Source organism: Enterovibrio norvegicus (genome assembly GCF_002876705.1).
Taxonomy (GTDB): domain Bacteria; phylum Pseudomonadota; class Gammaproteobacteria; order Enterobacterales; family Vibrionaceae; genus Enterovibrio; species Enterovibrio norvegicus_B.
This window is the reverse complement of the sequence record NZ_MDAG01000003.1, coordinates 1-15408: the sequence shown is the minus strand read 5'-3', so window position 1 is coordinate 15408 and position 15408 is coordinate 1. Positions and strand designations below refer to the sequence as shown.

Below are 15408 nucleotides of genomic sequence, written 5' to 3'. Positions count from 1 at the left end.
GATGTAGATGTAGATGTAGAAAAGCGTCGCCCTTTCTCTATATAGCAGTCAACTTATGAATGATAAAACTGGAACAAAGAATAGAGGGGGAATAGTGATAAGAAGAGAATGGGATTTGGAATATATAATAGATAAATAAAAAGCCAGGCTTACGCCTGGCTTTTTACTCGATAGGTTCCGCGTGCTTATTCAGCAGCTTCCTCAGCAGATTGCTCAGGACGGTCTACCAACTCGATGTAAGCCATAGGGGCTTTATCGCCTGCGCGAACACCGCATTTCAGAATGCGAGTGTAACCGCCTGCACGAGAGGCAAAACGTGGACCTAGTTCGTTAAACAGCTTCGCTACAACTTCGTCGTTACGAGTGCGAGCGAATGCAAGACGACGGTTAGCAACACTGTCGTTCTTTGCTAGGGTAATCAAAGGCTCAATTACGCGACGCAGCTCTTTTGCTTTTGGCAAAGTAGTTTTGATAACTTCGTGAGTTACCAGTGAGCTAGCCATGTTGCTGAACATCGCTTTACGATGACTGCTGTTGCGATTGAGTTGACGACCACTCTTACGATGGCGCATGACCTAATCCTTCTAACTAAGTAATCAGTATCTGATTAATCTTCAGCGATTGATGCCGGAGGCCAGTTTTCCAGGCGCATACCCAGAGACAAACCACGTGAAGCCAGCACGTCTTTGATTTCAGTCAAAGACTTTTTACCAAGGTTAGGCGTCTTAAGAAGCTCAACCTCGGTACGCTGTACCAGATCACCGATGTAGTGGATCGCTTCTGCTTTCAAACAGTTAGCAGAGCGAACAGTTAGTTCAAGATCGTCTACAGGACGCAGTAGGATCGGATCGAACTCTGGCTTCTCTTCTTTCTCTTCAGGAACTCGTACATCACGAAGATCTACGAATGCATCCAATTGTTCAGCAAGAATTGTTGCTGCACGACGAATGGCTTCCTCAGGATCAAGCGTACCATTGGTTTCCATATCGATAACCAACTTGTCTAGGTCAGTACGCTGTTCAACACGTGCTGCTTCAACATTGTAAGCAATACGGTCTACTGGGCTGAACGTCGCATCAACAAGCAGACGGCCGATAGGGCGCTCGTCTTCTTCAGTGTGAATACGGGCTGACGCTGGTACATAGCCGCGACCACGTTCTACCTTGATTCGCATGCTGATTTCAGCATTTGAGTCAGTTAAGTGGCAGATTACGTGTTCTGGGTTCGCAATCTCAACACCACCATCGTGGGTGATGTCGCCTGCAACAACAGGGCCTGCACCAGACTTATTGAGGGTAAGGATGACTTCATCTTTACCTTCTACCTTAACGGCTAGGCCTTTAAGGTTAAGCAGGATTTCCAGGATATCTTCCTGTACACCCTCTTTGGTGCTGTACTCGTGCAACACGCCATCAATTTCTACTTCAGTCACCGCGCAACCAGGCATAGATGACAGTAGGATGCGACGTAGAGCATTACCTAGTGTGTGACCAAAGCCACGCTCTAGCGGCTCAAGAGTTACTTTTGCGTGCGTCGAGCTTACTTGTTCGATGTCAACTAGACGCGGCTTAAGAAATTCTGTTACAGAACCCTGCATTGTGTCCTCTCTTTAGTTTAGCCTTACTTAGAGTAAAGCTCGACGATCAGGTGTTCGTTGATGTCAGCAGACAAGTCTGAACGCTCTGGTAGACGCTTGAAAGTGCCTTCCATTTTGTTGCTGTCTACTTCGATCCAAGTTGGCAGCTCGCGCTGAGCAGCAATTTCAAGAGCTGCTTTAATGCGTGCTTGGTTCTTAGCTTTCTCGCGAATGCTAACAACGTCGTTGGCCGTTACCTTGAAAGAAGGAACGTTAACCACTTTGCCGTTTACTAGAATCGCCTTGTGGCTTACCAACTGACGTGATTCAGCGCGAGTTGCACCAAAGCCCATGCGGTAAACTACGTTGTCTAGACGAACTTCTAGAAGTTGCAGCAGGTTTTCACCTGTGTTGCCTTTCAGGCGTGCAGCTTCTTTGTAGTAGTTACGGAATTGTTTTTCAAGAACGCCGTAAGTACGACGAACTTTTTGCTTCTCACGAAGCTGAACGCCGTAATCAGACAGACGACCGCGACGAGCGCCGTGTACGCCTGGGGCGTTATCAATTTTACACTTGGTATCAATCGCGCGTACGCCTGACTTTAGGAACAAGTCAGTACCTTCGCGACGGCTAAGCTTCAGCTTAGGACCCAAATATCTTGCCATGATCTTTCTCCAGAATTCTAAGAAACAGCGTTATACGCGACGTTTCTTAGGTGGACGACAACCGTTATGTGGGATCGGAGTCGCATCAACAATGTTAGTGATGCGGAAACCAGCCGCGTTCAGAGCACGAATAGTTGATTCGCGACCTGGACCTGGACCCTTAACCATAACTTCGAGGTTCTTCAGGCCATATTCTTTAGCCATCTCACCACAACGCTCAGCAGCAACCTGTGCAGCGAACGGAGTTGATTTACGAGAACCACGGAAACCAGAACCACCTGCAGTTGCCCATGCTAGAGCATTACCCTGACGGTCAGTAATGGTTACGATTGTGTTGTTAAAAGACGCATGGATGTGCGCTACGCCATCAGCAACTTGCTTGCGTACGCGTTTACGTGCGCGATTTGGTTGTTTAGCCATTTCTACCTACCCCGATTATTTCTTGATCGGTTTGCGCGGACCCTTACGGGTACGAGCGTTGGTCTTCGTACGCTGGCCACGTAGTGGCAAGCTGCGACGATGACGCAAACCGCGGTAACAGCCAAGGTCCATAAGACGCTTGATGTTCATTGAAACTTCACGACGTAGATCACCTTCTACAGTGTATTTGGCAACGCCATCACGCAGTAGATCGATCTGCTCTTCAGATAACTCACTGATCTTAGTGCTTTCAGTAATACCAGTCTCAGCTAGGATAGCTTGAGAGCGGGTTTTACCGATACCGTAGATCGCAGTTAGTGCGATTACAGCATGCTTATGATCAGGAATGTTAATGCCTGCAATACGGGCCACTATTCACTCCTAGTACTTTTTCAAGAAGAACCGCTGCAGAGCCCGTGTAGGATACGCAGCGGCAAAACCACTTCTTTTGCACACACAAAAGGTGGGCTGGTAATGTAGCCAGCCTGCCTAAATTTTGCAAGAAAAATATTCTGCTATTAGCCTTGGCGTTGTTTATGCTTTGGCTCACTGCAGATCACACGAACGACACCGTTACGCTTGATCACTTTACAGTTACGGCAGATTTTCTTAACGGAAGCACGAACTTTCATTGCTAAACTCCGTAGATGTCAATCTGTTAGCGGCCGTAGCCTTTCAGATTGGCTTTCTTCAATACGGACTCATATTGTTGAGACATCAGATGTGTCTGAACTTGAGCCATAAAGTCCATGATTACTACGACTACGATAAGTAGGGAAGTTCCGCCAAAATAGAAGCGTACATTCCAAGCAATCATCATGAACTCGGGGATCAGACAGATAAAGGTGATATACAACGCACCCGCAAGGGTTAGTCGAGTCATTACTTTATCAATGTATTTTGCAGTCTGCTCGCCCGGGCGAATACCAGGTACGAATGCACCAGACTTCTTCAGATTGTCTGCCGTCTCACGCGGGTTGAAAACCAACGCCGTGTAAAAGAAACAGAAGAAGATAATCGCCGCTGCATAAAGGATTACATACAGAGGTTGACCAGGGCTCAGTGCCAAAGACACGTCAGCTAGCCAACTAAACTGTTCACTTTGACCAAACCATTGGGCCAGAGTGCCTGGGAACAGGATAATACTTGATGCAAAAATCGCTGGAATTACGCCCGCCATATTAATTTTCAATGGCAAGTGAGTGCTCTGCGCTGCGAAGACACGACGGCCTTGTTGACGCTTGGCGTAGTTAACGACGATACGACGTTGACCACGTTCCATGAACACCACAAACGCAATAACAGCAAATGCAATTACCGCAATCAACAGAAGAAGAAGCACGTGCAATTCACCTTGACGTGCTTGCTCCGCTGTCTGTCCGATAGCTGATGGCAATCCTGCAACGATACCCGAGAAGATAATCAGGGAAATACCGTTGCCGATTCCGCGCTCAGTGATTTGCTCACCTAACCACATCAAAAACATGGTGCCGGTAACCAAACTCACAACAGCAGTAAAGTAGAATCCAAACCCTGGGTTTTCGACCAGGCCAGGAATCATACTCGGCAACCCTGTAGCAATACCAATTGCTTGGAAGGTTGCAAGAACGAGCGTGCCGTAGCGGGTGTACTGGCTAATCTTACGACGACCAGACTCCCCTTCTTTTTTCAACTCAGCCAAGGCTGGGTGTACTACGGTCAAGAGTTGGACAACGATCGATGCCGAAATATACGGCATGATACCCAACGCTAGAATAGAAGCACGCTCGAGCGCACCACCAGAGAACATGTTAAACATCTCAATGATGGTGCCTTTTTGCTGTTCGAACAGATCGGCAAGTACAGCAGCGTCAATACCAGGAATCGGCACAAAAGAACCGGCACGGAATACTAATAACGCACCTACCACAAAGAGTAGACGGCTTTTTAGTTCCGCAAGTCCACCTTTTGCACTGTTAAAATTTTGTCCTGGTTGTTTTGCCATCTGTACCTCGTCCTCGAGCTAATTATTCCTCGATTTTACCGCCAGCAGCTTCAATAGCAGCTTGAGCACCTTTGGTAACGCGAAGACCTTTAACTGTTACTGAACGCGCGATTTCACCAGACAGTACAATTTTCGCTGTACGAATGTCTTTAGTGATCACGTTAGCCGCTTTCAGAGTTTCAAGGCTCACTACGTCACCTTCAACTTTTGCTAGTTCGCTTAGACGAACTTCTGCAGCAGTTAGGCTCTTGCGAGAAGTAAAACCAAATTTTGGCAGACGTTGTTTCAAAGGCATTTGACCGCCTTCGAAACCTGGGCGTACAGAACCACCTGAACGTGATTTCTGACCTTTGTGACCGCGGCCACCAGTTTTGCCCAGGCCTGAACCGATACCACGGCCTACGCGCTTCTTAGAAGGCTTAGAACCAGCGGCCGGAGATAGAGTATTCAAACGCATGCGATTACTCCTCCACTTTAACCATGTAGTGAACTGCGTTGATCATGCCGCGTACGCAAGCAGTATCTTCTAGTTCAACAGTGTGGTTGATGCGACGAAGGCCTAAGCCACGCAGTGTAGCTTTATGCTTCGGCAATCGGCCGATAGAGCTACGAGTCTGAGTTACTTTAATAGTATTAGCCATGTCGATTACCCCAGAATTTCGTTTACAGGCAAGCCACGTTTAGCAGCTACCATTTCTGGAGACTTCATACCATCCAAACCAAGGATCGTTGCACGAACGATGTTGATTGGGTTAGTAGAACCGTATGCCTTCGCCAGAACGTTGCGAACACCCGCAACTTCTAGAACAGCACGCATCGCACCACCTGCGATGATACCCGTACCTTCTGAAGCAGGTTGCATGTACACTTTAGAACCAGTGTGGCGACCTTTAACAGCGTGGTGAAGAGTACCGTCGTTCAACGCGATAGTAACCATGTTACGACGCGCTTTTTCCATTGATTTTTGAATAGCGGCAGGTACTTCACGGGCTTTGCCGTAACCGAAACCTACGCGACCATTGCCATCACCAACTACAGTAAGAGCGGTGAAGCTAAAGATGCGACCACCTTTAACCGTCTTTGAAACACGGTTAACAGCAATCAGCTTCTCATGCAAATCACTTTGTTGTTTTTCGTTAGCCATCTTTCCGCCTACCTTAGAATTTCAGACCAGCTTCACGGGCAGCATCTGCCAGTGCAGCCACGCGGCCGTGGTATTGGAAACCGGAGCGGTCAAAAGCAACAGTTTCGATGCCTTTTTCCAGCGCACGTTCAGCGATAGCTTTACCTACAGCTGAAGCAGCGTCTTTATTACCGGTGCCTTTAAGTTGCTCACGGATCGCTTTTTCTAAAGTAGAAGCGGCAGCGATAACCTCGGAGCCGTTTGCAGCGATAACCTGTGCATACACGTGACGTGGAGTACGGTGTACTACCAGGCGAGTCGCACCCAGTTCAGCAATCTTGCGACGCGCTCGGGTCGCACGACGGATACGAGCAATTTTCTTATCCATAGTGTTACCTTACTTCTTCTTAGCTTCTTTAGTACGCACAACTTCGTCAGCGTAACGAACACCTTTACCTTTGTAAGGCTCAGGCTGACGGTATGCGCGGATGTCAGCAGCAACTTGACCAACTTGTTGCTTGTCCATACCAGTAAGGACAATCTCAGTTTGGCTTGGGCATTCTGCTTTAACGCCTGCAGGCAATTCGTGCTCAACAGGGTGTGAGAAGCCCAAAGTCAGAGCGACTGCATTACCCTTAATGGCTGCACGATAACCAACACCTTTCAGCATTAGTTTCTTGGTAAAGCCTTCAGTAACACCAACAACCATGTTGTTTACTAGCGCACGTGCGGTACCAGCTTGGGCGTTAGCCTTCACAATACCTTCGCGCGGTGCAAACTTCACAGCGTTGTCTTCTTGGCTTAATACCACTGCATCATTGATAACTCGGCTCAATTCGCCTTTGCTACCCTTAACAGTGATTTCCTGACCGTTAAGTTTCACCTCTACGCCGGCAGGAATTACTACGGGTGCTTTTGCAACACGAGACATTTCCTACTCCTTACGCTACGTAGCAGATGATTTCGCCGCCCAGACCCGCTTTGCGAGCTGCACGGTCGGTCATCAAACCTTTAGAAGTTGATACTACAGCAATACCCAGACCAGCCATTACAGAAGGCAGCTCATCTTTTTTCTTATAGATGCGCAGACCTGGACGGCTAACACGTTGGATTTGCTCAATAACTGGTTTAGCTTCGAAGTACTTTAGAGTCACTTCTAGCTCTGGCTTAACATCGCTTGTTACAGCGTAGTCAGCCACATAACCTTCAACTTTAAGCAGCTCAGCAATCGCTACTTTCAGCTTTGACGAAGGCATTTTTACAGCAACTTTAGCTGCTGCCTGACCGTTGCGAAGGCGGGTCAGCATATCCGAAATCGGATCTTGCATGCTCATAAGTCTTTACTCCCGAGATTCAATTACCAGCTCGCCTTACGCAGACCCGGAATCTCGCCTTTCATGCAAGCTTCACGGACCTTGATTCGGCTAAGGCCGAATTTACGTAGGTAGCCATGTGGACGACCAGTCTGGTTACAGCGGTTACGCTTACGAGACGTGGATGAATCACGCGGTAAAGATTGGAGCTTCAGGACTGCGTCCCAACGATCTTCTTCAGACGTGTTTACATTTTTGATTGTCGCTTTAAGTACAGCGCGCTTTTCAGCGAACTTAACTACAAGCTTCGCGCGTTTTGCTTCGCGCGCTTTCATTGATTGCTTAGCCATTACAGTAACCCTTCACCTTACTTACGGAATGGGAAGTTAAAGGCAGCCAGCAGAGCTTGACCTTCCTCATCAGTCGCCGCAGAAGTCGTGATAGTAATATCAAGACCACGGATACGATCTACTTTGTCGTAGTCGATCTCTGGGAAGATGATTTGCTCACGAACGCCCATGCTGTAGTTACCGCGACCGTCGAAAGATTTCGAACTTACGCCACGGAAGTCACGCACACGTGGTAAAGCGATTGAAATCAAACGCTCAAAGAAATCCCACATACGCTCGCCACGTAGGGTTACTTTACAGCCAATCGGGTAGCCCTCACGGATCTTGAAGCCAGCGACAGATTTACGTGCTTTAGTGATAAGCGGCTTCTGACCAGTAATCGTGGTCATATCTGAAGCTGCGTTCTCAAGCAGTTTCTTATCGTTGATTGCTTCGCCCACACCCATGTTCAGGGTGATCTTTTCGATCCTTGGGACTTGCATGATACTCTTGTATTCAAACTTTTCAGAAAGTTCTTTTACAACAGTCTCTTTGTAGTAATCATGCAGTTTCGCCATAGTACTACTCCAAACTTACTTAATAGTTTCGCCATTCGACTTGAAGAAACGAACTTTTTTGCCGTCTTCAAATCGGAAGCCTACACGGTCTGCTTTACCAGTTGCTGCGTTGTAGATAGCAACGTTAGAAACGTCAACTGCGGCTTCTTTTTCAATAATGCCACCTTGTTGGCCAAGAGCCGGTACAGGCTTTTGGTGTTTCTTAACTAGGTTGATACCTTCAACGATAACTTTACCAGTAGTCAGAACCTTCGATACTTTACCTTTCTTACCTTTGTCTTTACCGGTAAGAACGATAACTTCGTCTTCACGACGGATTTTAGCTGCCATTTTAATCGCTCCTTACAGAACTTCAGGCGCTAGGGACACAATCTTCATGAACTTATCGCCACGAAGCTCACGTGTCACAGGGCCAAAAATACGAGTACCGATAAGTGCTTCTGTCGTGTTATTCAACAAGACGCAAGCATTACGGTCGAAGCGAATGACAGAGCCGTCTGGACGACGAACGCCTTTACGGGTGCGAACTACAACCGCCTTCAGAACATCACCTTTTTTAACTTTACCGCGTGGGATTGCATCCTTCACGGTAACTTTGATGACATCGCCGATATGGGCGTAGCGACGGTGTGAACCACCCAGCACCTTAATACACATTACGCTTTTAGCGCCGGAGTTATCGGCTGCATCCAGCATACTTTGCATTTGGATCATGGTTAGTGCTCCGCTGTTATTACATCTAGACCCATCACGGGTCGGGCTGCCTCTTTACAAGGGCGGCGAATAATAACACTATTTTTTTAAGATGAATAGATAAAAAATAAACGGCTCCGCAAATGGAGCCGTTTTATTTTTAACCGTTGGAAAGTTTGCCTTACAGGCGAGCTTTCTCAACTACGCGTACCAGAGTCCAAGACTTAGTCTTAGACAATGGACGGCACTCACGAACTTCAACGGTATCGCCTTGGGCGCATTCGTTGTTTTCGTCATGAACGTGCAGCTTAGTTGTACGCTTGATGAACTTACCGTAGATCGGGTGTTTCACCTGGCGTTCGATAGCAACAACGATAGATTTATCGCCTTTGTCGCTTACTACACGGCCTTGTTGAGTACGGGTTTGGTCGCTCATTATGCGTTGCCCTTCTGGTTCAGAACGGTTTTAACACGTGCGATATCACGACGAACAGTCTTCAGAGTGTGAGTTTGCTGAAGTTGACCAGTTGCAGCTTGCATACGCAGGCTGAATTGCTCACGCAACAAACCCAACAGCTCTTCATTAAGCTGCTCTACGCTCTTTTCGCGAAGTTCTTGTGCTTTCATCACATCACCGCCTTATTTACGAAAGTGGTTTTGATTGGTAGTTTACGTGAAGCTAGCTCGAATGCTTCGCGAGCTAGGGTTTCAGAAACACCATCCATCTCGTACAGGACTTTACCTGGTTGGATTTGTGCAACCCAGTAGCTCACAGAACCCTTACCTTTACCCTGACGAACTTCCAGAGGTTTAGTAGTGATCGGCTTGTCTGGGAAGACACGGATCCAGATTTGACCCTGACGCTTAATGTGACGAGTCATTGCACGACGTGCAGCTTCGATCTGACGCGCAGTAAGGCGACCACGACCAACAGCCTTAAGGCCGAAGGAACCGAAGCTTACGTCAGTACCTGAAGCAAGACCGCGGTTACGACCTTTAAAAGCCTTGCGGAACTTAGTACGTTTTGGTTGAAGCATCGATAGACTCCTTACTTACGGCCTTTACGCTGCTTCTTAGGCTTGTCAGCCTGTGGCTCTGCAACTGGCATACCGCCTAGAACTTCACCTTTGAAGATCCAAACTTTAATACCAATTACACCGTAAGTGGTGTGAGCCGAAGAAGTTGCGTAATCAATATCAGCACGAAGGGTGTGCAGTGGCACACGACCTTCACGGTACCATTCGGTACGAGCGATTTCAGCGCCGCCTAGACGACCACTTACTTCCACTTTGATACCCTTGGCACCAAGACGCATTGCGTTTTGTACCGCGCGCTTCATAGCACGACGGAACATAACACGACGCTCTAGCTGAGAAGCGATGCTATCACCAACCAATTGAGCATCAAGCTCTGGCTTGCGTACTTCTGCGATGTTGATTTGCGCAGGTACACCGGCTAGTTGAGCAACGCGAGCGCGTAGTTTTTCTACGTCTTCGCCTTTCTTACCGATAACAACACCTGGACGAGCAGTGTGAATAGTCACACGGATGCTCTTCGCTGGACGCTCGATAACGATGCGAGATACAGACGCTTTAGACAGTTCTTTAGTAAGGAACTGACGCACCTTGAAGTCGCCGTCTAGATTGTCAGCGAAATCTTGGCTGTTAGCAAACCAGGTGGAATTCCAAGGCTTACAGATGCCAAGACGAATACCATTAGGATGTACTTTTTGACCCATTGCTTTCTCTCCTACTCTCTTAGCGGTCTGCTACAACAATTGTGATGTGGCTAGAACGCTTCAAGATGCGATCGGCACGGCCTTTTGCACGAGGCATAATGCGCTTCATGACAGGACCTTCGTCAACGAAGATTTTAGCGACGTTTAGATCGTCGATATCAGCACCTTCGTTATGCTCGGCGTTTGCGATAGCAGATTCCAGAACCTTCTTCACAAGATCAGCAGCTTTTTTGTTGCTGAAAGTTAGAATTTCTAGTGCTTGTGCAACGTTTTTACCGCGCACTTGATCTGCAACCAAACGTGCTTTCTGAGGCGAGATACGAGCAAAGCGATGTTTAGCAATAGCTTCCATTTCTTAACCCCTTAACGCTTCTTAGCTTTCTTATCTGCAGCATGGCCGCGATAAGTACGTGTTGGTGCAAACTCGCCCAGCTTGTGACCGATCATCTCTTCAGTGACGAAAACAGGTACATGCTGACGACCATTATGGACAGCGATGGTCAAACCGATCATCTGAGGGATGATCATTGAACGACGGGACCAAGTCTTAACAGGCTTTTTGTCACCGCTTTCCAACGCTTTCTCTACCTTCTTCAGCAAGTGCAGGTCAATAAATGGACCTTTCTTGAGAGAACGTGGCATGGCGTATCCTCTTTAAAATTACTTGTTACGACGACGTACGATGTACTTGTCGGTACGTTTGTTCTTACGGGTCTTGAAGCCCTTAGTTGGCATACCCCAAGGTGATACAGGGTGACGACCGCCAGATGTGCGACCTTCACCACCACCGTGTGGGTGATCCACTGGGTTCATTGCTACACCACGTACGGTAGGACGAACGCCCTTCCAACGAGTTGCACCAGCTTTACCCAGTTCACGCAGCATGTGTTCTGCGTTACCAACTTCACCGATGGTCGCGCGACCTTCAGAAAGAACCTTACGCATTTCGCCAGAACGCAAACGAATAGTTACGTATGCGCCGTCGCGAGCAACGATTTGTGCGTATGCACCAGCTGAACGAGCCAACTGAGCACCTTTACCAGGCTTAAGTTCAACACAGTGAACAGTAGAACCTACTGGGATGTTGCGCATTGGCAGGGTGTTACCCGCTTTGATCGCAGCATCTGCGCCAGATTGAATCTGGTCACCAGCTTTCAGGCCTTTAGGTGCAATGATGTAACGACGTTCACCGTCTGCGTACAATACTAATGCAATGTTCGCGCTACGGTTTGGATCGTATTCAAGACGCTCAACTTTCGCTGGGATACCGTCTTTAGTACGTTTAAAGTCAATTACACGGTAGTGTTGCTTATGACCACCACCGATGTGACGTACTGTGATACGACCGTTGTTGTTACGACCACCAGATTTAGAGTTTTTCTCTAGCAGTGGTGCGTAAGGCTTACCCTTGTACAGGTCAGCGTTAACAACTTTAACGACGTGACGACGACCCGGTGAAGTAGGCTTACATTTAACAATTGCCATTTTTTATACTCCTCCGTCTTACTCAGCGCCGCCAGCGAAGTCGATGTCTTGACCTTCTTTCAAGATGACGTACGCTTTCTTGACGTCTGAACGACGACCTTGGCGAGCACCTTGACGTTTGGTCTTACCCTTAGTGATAAGAGTATTTACAGACTTAACTTCAACTTCGAACAGTTTTTCAACTGCCGCTTTGATCTCTTTCTTAGTTGCAGTCATCGCTACTTTGAAAACGATAGTGTTACCGTTTTCAGCAGCCATGGTTGCTTTTTCAGAGATGTGCGGAGCACGTAGAACTTTAAGAATACGCTCTTCAGTGATCATCCCAGCATCTCCTCAACTTGTTTAACTGCAGCTGCAGTCATAACTACTTTGTCGAAAGCGATCAGGCTAACTGGGTCGATGCCTGCTGCATCACGTACGTCAACTTTGTACAAGTTGCGTGCCGCAAGGAACAGATTTTCATCAACTTCTGCAGTTACGATCAGAGCTTCAGTCAATTCAAGCTCTTTCAGCTTAACGATCAGCTCTTTTGTCTTTGGAGCTTCTACTGAGAAGTTGTCAACAACGATCAAACGATCTTGACGAACTAGCTCAGACAGGATGCTCTTAAGAGCACCGCGGTACATTTTCTTGTTAACTTTCTGGCTGTGGTCCTGAGGACGAGCTGCGAAAGTTACACCACCCGAGCGCCAAATTGGGCTACGGATTGTACCTGCACGGGCGCGACCAGTACCCTTCTGACGCCATGGCTTAGCACCACCACCGCGTACATCTGAACGGGTTTTCTGAGCGCGGGTACCCTGACGGGCACCGGCTGCGTATGCAACGACTACCTGGTGTACCAGGGCTTCGTTGAAATCACGCCCGAAGGTAGTTTCGGAGACAGTTAGCGCATCAGCGCCTTTGACTACCAATTCCATTACTAACTCCTCGACGTTACGCTTTAACGGCTGGTTTAACGATCACATTGCCACCTGTAGCACCTGGTACTGCACCTTTAATAAGAAGCAGATTGCGCTCAGCGTCAACACGTACGATCTCTAGGTTTTGAGTAGTTACCTGCTCAGCACCCATGTGACCTGCCATTTTTTTGCCTTTGAATACACGACCTGGGGTTTGACATTGGCCAATTGAACCCGGAGCACGGTGAGACAAAGAGTTACCATGGGTCATATCTTGGGTGCGGAAGTTCCAACGCTTAACAGCGCCTTGGAAGCCTTTACCTTTAGATGTACCAGTAACGTCTACTTTCTTGATTTCTGCGAACAGATCTACGTTTAGCTCAGCGCCAACTTCGAACTCTTCACCACTATCCAAGCGGAATTCCCACAGACCACGACCAGCTTCTACACCTGCTTTCGCAAAGTGACCAGCTTCTGGCTTAGTTACGCGGCTTGCTTTCTTAGCGCCTGAAGTTACTTGGATTGCAGAGTAACCATCTACTTCAGGAGTACGTACCTGAGTTACACGGTTAGTTTCTACTTCTACAACGGTTACTGGGATTGAAACGCCTTCTTCTGTGAAGATGCGAGTCATGCCCACTTTACGACCGACTAGACCAATCATTCTTAATTCCCCTCTTAACCTAGGCTGATTTGAACATCAACGCCCGCAGCAAGGTCAAGACGCATCAGTGCGTCAACAGTTTTATCTGTTGGCTCAACGATGTCGATCAGACGCTTGTGGGTACGAATTTCGTACTGGTCACGTGCATCTTTATTAACGTGCGGAGAAATAAGAACGGTGAAGCGCTCTTTACGAGTTGGTAGTGGGATTGGACCACGTACCTGCGCACCAGTGCGCTTGGCGGTTTCAACGATTTCCGCAGTAGACTGATCGATCAAACGATGATCGAAAGCCTTCAGGCGGATACGGATACGTTGGTTCTGCATTAGACAGAGCTCCAAATAAAAAAATTACACAAACAATATCGCCACTCTACCGCGTCAAGACGAGGGAATGCCGATTGATTTATGTGAAACCGTAGTGTCGAATTCCGACACATTGTCAGCCATTTATCATGACTGCGAACATAAGCGGAGTATACATTACAGACTAATCAGGCAATGCCTACAGCGACCAGTCTTCCTCCTGAGCTCATTGGTTCACAACTGCACTAACAAAGACATGTTGTCTCAGGCAGTGCGGGCATTATACAGATCACAAATACGTTTGCAAGCCATGTCCAAAAAATAGTCAGGAGAACGAAATACAGAGGTTATAGGCGGGAAATTGTGTGCGCGGTAAGTGTTTGCTTCAACGATGAATAAGAAAGGAAGGTGGTACGAAAAAGCCCTCTACATAATTTTGTATTGAGGGCCGTTTCTTTAAACTATCAGTCTTCAGCTTCGATCATTTGTGCCTGGTTATAATTTTGGATGCCGACTTTATCAATAAGACCCAACTGAGTTTCCAGCCAATCTACATGCTCTTCTTCATCTTCTAGAATATGGTTGAACAAGTCACGAGACACGTAGTCTCTTACACTTTCAGCATATTCGATGGCATCTCTCAAATCAGGAATAGCATCCATCTCTAGCGCTAAATCGCATTGAAGTATTTCCTTCGTGTCTTCACCAATGCGTAGCTTGCCCAGATCTTGTAAGTTTGGGATACCTTCGAGGAAAAGAATCCGCTCGATGAGATCGTCCGCATGCTTCATTTCATCAATGGACTCTTCGTACTCTTTATCCGCGAGTACTTTTAATCCCCAGTCTTTGTACATTCGGGCATGAAGGAAGTATTGGTTGATGGCAATCAATTCGTTGCCAAGGGCTTTATTGAGGTGTTGGATGATTTTAGGGTCGGATTTCATCACGCGTGCTCCTGTTCAGCATCTACTAAATGTAGAACTGATTCAGGCACTGTCAATCGCGCAATTGGGACAGGAAGCCTTTTCTAGCTCGCCTGCTTAAACATCGCTATGGTAGAGATTTCATTGAGTAGTTCTTTTGCTGGGCGAATGCACTTTCCACATTGAGAGCCCAACGGTGTAATACGGCGAATACCTTGGATATCAGTGATCCCCTGCTCGAAAGCAAGTTTCTTTATTTTCTTATCTGATATCCCGTGGCATAAACAAACGTACATGAACAACTCTCTCAATAAACGACTATGAGAATGTAAACGAGAATGGTTCACATTACAAATTGTATTTATCGATTGAACAGGGCATTTAGTAACAGGAAAACCGTTGTTTCCTTAGCCATCAATATTACTTGTTGAAAAATAGGCATTAAAAAAGGACGCCGAAGCGTCCTTTTTTTAGCATTGTGCTATCGAAGCTTAAAATTAAGCAACGATCTTAGCAACAACACCCGCACCTACAGTACGGCCACCTTCACGGATAGCAAAACGTAGACCTTCGTCCATCGCGATTGGCGCGATTAGAGTAACAGTCATAGAAATGTTATCACCAGGCATTACCATCTCAACGCCTTCTGGCAATTCGATAGTACCGGTCACGTCAGTTGTACGGAAGTAGAACTGTGGACGGTAGCCTTT

The 15408-nt window shown here is 47.3% G+C and carries 31 protein-coding genes; all 31 read right to left on the bottom strand.

Annotation, left to right across the window (positions count from 1 at the left end; genetic code table 11):
* Positions 1 to 185: 185 nt before the first annotated feature.
* Positions 186 to 572: a 50S ribosomal protein L17 gene (gene rplQ, locus BCT27_RS02165; protein ID WP_017009811.1), complete on the bottom strand. Its 387-nt coding sequence runs from the start codon at positions 570 to 572 to the stop codon at positions 186 to 188.
* A gap of 35 nt (positions 573 to 607) precedes the next feature.
* Entirely contained in the window at positions 608 to 1597 is a 990-nt protein-coding gene (locus BCT27_RS02160; protein WP_002541536.1) for a DNA-directed RNA polymerase subunit alpha, read from the bottom strand.
* 23 nt (positions 1598 to 1620) lie between these two features.
* Positions 1621 to 2241 (bottom strand): 30S ribosomal protein S4, encoded by a 621-nt coding sequence (gene rpsD, locus BCT27_RS02155; RefSeq protein ID WP_017009810.1) that lies wholly within the window; start codon positions 2239 to 2241, stop codon positions 1621 to 1623.
* 30 nt (positions 2242 to 2271) lie between these two features.
* A complete protein-coding gene (gene rpsK, locus BCT27_RS02150; RefSeq protein WP_002541534.1) occupies positions 2272 to 2661 on the bottom strand; it encodes a 30S ribosomal protein S11 in 390 nt (129 codons plus the stop codon).
* 15 nt (positions 2662 to 2676) lie between these two features.
* Complete coding sequence (rpsM, locus tag BCT27_RS02145; protein ID WP_017009809.1) at positions 2677 to 3033, bottom strand: 30S ribosomal protein S13; 357 nt, start codon at positions 3031 to 3033, stop codon at positions 2677 to 2679.
* 146 nt (positions 3034 to 3179) lie between these two features.
* Positions 3180 to 3293 carry a 50S ribosomal protein L36 gene (gene rpmJ, locus BCT27_RS02140; protein ID WP_000868186.1) on the bottom strand — a complete coding sequence of 38 codons (114 nt, stop codon included), beginning with the start codon at positions 3291 to 3293 and terminating at the stop codon, positions 3180 to 3182.
* A gap of 26 nt (positions 3294 to 3319) precedes the next feature.
* The gene (secY, locus tag BCT27_RS02135; protein ID WP_017009808.1) at positions 3320 to 4645 is read right to left on the bottom strand and encodes a preprotein translocase subunit SecY; all 1326 of its coding nucleotides are present in this window, start codon (positions 4643 to 4645) and stop codon (positions 3320 to 3322) included.
* Positions 4646 to 4667: 22 nt separating this feature from the next.
* On the bottom strand, positions 4668 to 5102 hold the full coding sequence (gene rplO / locus BCT27_RS02130) for a 50S ribosomal protein L15 (RefSeq protein ID WP_002541432.1): 435 nt from the start codon (positions 5100 to 5102) through the stop codon (positions 4668 to 4670).
* A 4-nt stretch (positions 5103 to 5106) separates the two neighbouring features.
* Entirely contained in the window at positions 5107 to 5286 is a 180-nt protein-coding gene (gene rpmD, locus BCT27_RS02125) for a 50S ribosomal protein L30 (protein WP_074928855.1), read from the bottom strand.
* A 5-nt stretch (positions 5287 to 5291) separates the two neighbouring features.
* Positions 5292 to 5789 (bottom strand): 30S ribosomal protein S5, encoded by a 498-nt coding sequence (gene rpsE / locus BCT27_RS02120; RefSeq protein WP_102318974.1) that lies wholly within the window; start codon positions 5787 to 5789, stop codon positions 5292 to 5294.
* A gap of 13 nt (positions 5790 to 5802) precedes the next feature.
* On the bottom strand, positions 5803 to 6156 hold the full coding sequence (gene rplR / locus BCT27_RS02115; protein ID WP_017009806.1) for a 50S ribosomal protein L18: 354 nt from the start codon (positions 6154 to 6156) through the stop codon (positions 5803 to 5805).
* A 9-nt stretch (positions 6157 to 6165) separates the two neighbouring features.
* Complete coding sequence (gene rplF / locus BCT27_RS02110; RefSeq protein ID WP_017009805.1) at positions 6166 to 6699, bottom strand: 50S ribosomal protein L6; 534 nt, start codon at positions 6697 to 6699, stop codon at positions 6166 to 6168.
* A 10-nt stretch (positions 6700 to 6709) separates the two neighbouring features.
* Positions 6710 to 7102, bottom strand: coding sequence for a 30S ribosomal protein S8 (rpsH, locus tag BCT27_RS02105; RefSeq protein ID WP_017009804.1), 393 nt, complete (start codon positions 7100 to 7102; stop codon positions 6710 to 6712).
* A 23-nt stretch (positions 7103 to 7125) separates the two neighbouring features.
* The gene (gene rpsN, locus BCT27_RS02100; protein WP_017009803.1) at positions 7126 to 7431 is read right to left on the bottom strand and encodes a 30S ribosomal protein S14; all 306 of its coding nucleotides are present in this window, start codon (positions 7429 to 7431) and stop codon (positions 7126 to 7128) included.
* A 17-nt stretch (positions 7432 to 7448) separates the two neighbouring features.
* Positions 7449 to 7988: a 50S ribosomal protein L5 gene (rplE, locus tag BCT27_RS02095; protein WP_017009802.1), complete on the bottom strand. Its 540-nt coding sequence runs from the start codon at positions 7986 to 7988 to the stop codon at positions 7449 to 7451.
* A 15-nt stretch (positions 7989 to 8003) separates the two neighbouring features.
* On the bottom strand, positions 8004 to 8318 hold the full coding sequence (gene rplX, locus BCT27_RS02090) for a 50S ribosomal protein L24 (protein ID WP_017009801.1): 315 nt from the start codon (positions 8316 to 8318) through the stop codon (positions 8004 to 8006).
* A gap of 12 nt (positions 8319 to 8330) precedes the next feature.
* Positions 8331 to 8702 (bottom strand): 50S ribosomal protein L14, encoded by a 372-nt coding sequence (rplN, locus tag BCT27_RS02085; protein ID WP_017009800.1) that lies wholly within the window; start codon positions 8700 to 8702, stop codon positions 8331 to 8333.
* A 160-nt stretch (positions 8703 to 8862) separates the two neighbouring features.
* Complete coding sequence (rpsQ, locus tag BCT27_RS02080) at positions 8863 to 9117, bottom strand: 30S ribosomal protein S17 (protein ID WP_017009799.1); 255 nt, start codon at positions 9115 to 9117, stop codon at positions 8863 to 8865.
* A complete protein-coding gene (rpmC, locus tag BCT27_RS02075) occupies positions 9117 to 9308 on the bottom strand; it encodes a 50S ribosomal protein L29 (protein ID WP_017009798.1) in 192 nt (63 codons plus the stop codon). The genes rpsQ and rpmC overlap by 1 nt, the downstream gene beginning before the upstream one ends.
* Positions 9308 to 9718 (bottom strand): 50S ribosomal protein L16, encoded by a 411-nt coding sequence (rplP, locus tag BCT27_RS02070; RefSeq protein ID WP_017009797.1) that lies wholly within the window; start codon positions 9716 to 9718, stop codon positions 9308 to 9310. Before rplP ends, rpmC begins: the two co-directional genes overlap by 1 nt.
* 11 nt (positions 9719 to 9729) lie before the next feature.
* Positions 9730 to 10419 (bottom strand): 30S ribosomal protein S3, encoded by a 690-nt coding sequence (rpsC, locus tag BCT27_RS02065; RefSeq protein WP_002541419.1) that lies wholly within the window; start codon positions 10417 to 10419, stop codon positions 9730 to 9732.
* A gap of 19 nt (positions 10420 to 10438) precedes the next feature.
* Entirely contained in the window at positions 10439 to 10771 is a 333-nt protein-coding gene (gene rplV, locus BCT27_RS02060) for a 50S ribosomal protein L22 (RefSeq protein WP_017009796.1), read from the bottom strand.
* Positions 10772 to 10782: 11 nt separating this feature from the next.
* Positions 10783 to 11061 (bottom strand): 30S ribosomal protein S19, encoded by a 279-nt coding sequence (gene rpsS, locus BCT27_RS02055; RefSeq protein ID WP_016962015.1) that lies wholly within the window; start codon positions 11059 to 11061, stop codon positions 10783 to 10785.
* Between the two features lie 18 nt (positions 11062 to 11079).
* Positions 11080 to 11904 carry a 50S ribosomal protein L2 gene (gene rplB / locus BCT27_RS02050; RefSeq protein WP_017009795.1) on the bottom strand — a complete coding sequence of 275 codons (825 nt, stop codon included), beginning with the start codon at positions 11902 to 11904 and terminating at the stop codon, positions 11080 to 11082.
* 18 nt (positions 11905 to 11922) lie between these two features.
* Complete coding sequence (gene rplW, locus BCT27_RS02045; protein WP_016962013.1) at positions 11923 to 12225, bottom strand: 50S ribosomal protein L23; 303 nt, start codon at positions 12223 to 12225, stop codon at positions 11923 to 11925.
* Positions 12222 to 12824 (bottom strand): 50S ribosomal protein L4, encoded by a 603-nt coding sequence (gene rplD, locus BCT27_RS02040; RefSeq protein WP_017009794.1) that lies wholly within the window; start codon positions 12822 to 12824, stop codon positions 12222 to 12224. Before rplD ends, rplW begins: the two co-directional genes overlap by 4 nt.
* A 16-nt stretch (positions 12825 to 12840) precedes the next feature.
* The gene (gene rplC / locus BCT27_RS02035) at positions 12841 to 13470 is read right to left on the bottom strand and encodes a 50S ribosomal protein L3 (RefSeq protein ID WP_017009793.1); all 630 of its coding nucleotides are present in this window, start codon (positions 13468 to 13470) and stop codon (positions 12841 to 12843) included.
* Positions 13471 to 13484: 14 nt separating this feature from the next.
* A complete protein-coding gene (rpsJ, locus tag BCT27_RS02030) occupies positions 13485 to 13796 on the bottom strand; it encodes a 30S ribosomal protein S10 (RefSeq protein WP_005501283.1) in 312 nt (103 codons plus the stop codon).
* Positions 13797 to 14239: 443 nt separating this feature from the next.
* Positions 14240 to 14719: a bacterioferritin gene (bfr, locus tag BCT27_RS02025; RefSeq protein ID WP_102394890.1), complete on the bottom strand. Its 480-nt coding sequence runs from the start codon at positions 14717 to 14719 to the stop codon at positions 14240 to 14242.
* An 83-nt stretch (positions 14720 to 14802) separates the two neighbouring features.
* A complete protein-coding gene (locus BCT27_RS02020) occupies positions 14803 to 14994 on the bottom strand; it encodes a bacterioferritin-associated ferredoxin (protein ID WP_017009791.1) in 192 nt (63 codons plus the stop codon).
* A 201-nt stretch (positions 14995 to 15195) separates the two neighbouring features.
* Positions 15196 to 15408 (bottom strand): EF-Tu C-terminal domain-related protein (locus BCT27_RS02015; RefSeq protein WP_479684314.1); only part of this gene is annotated, 213 nt, incomplete at its 5' end.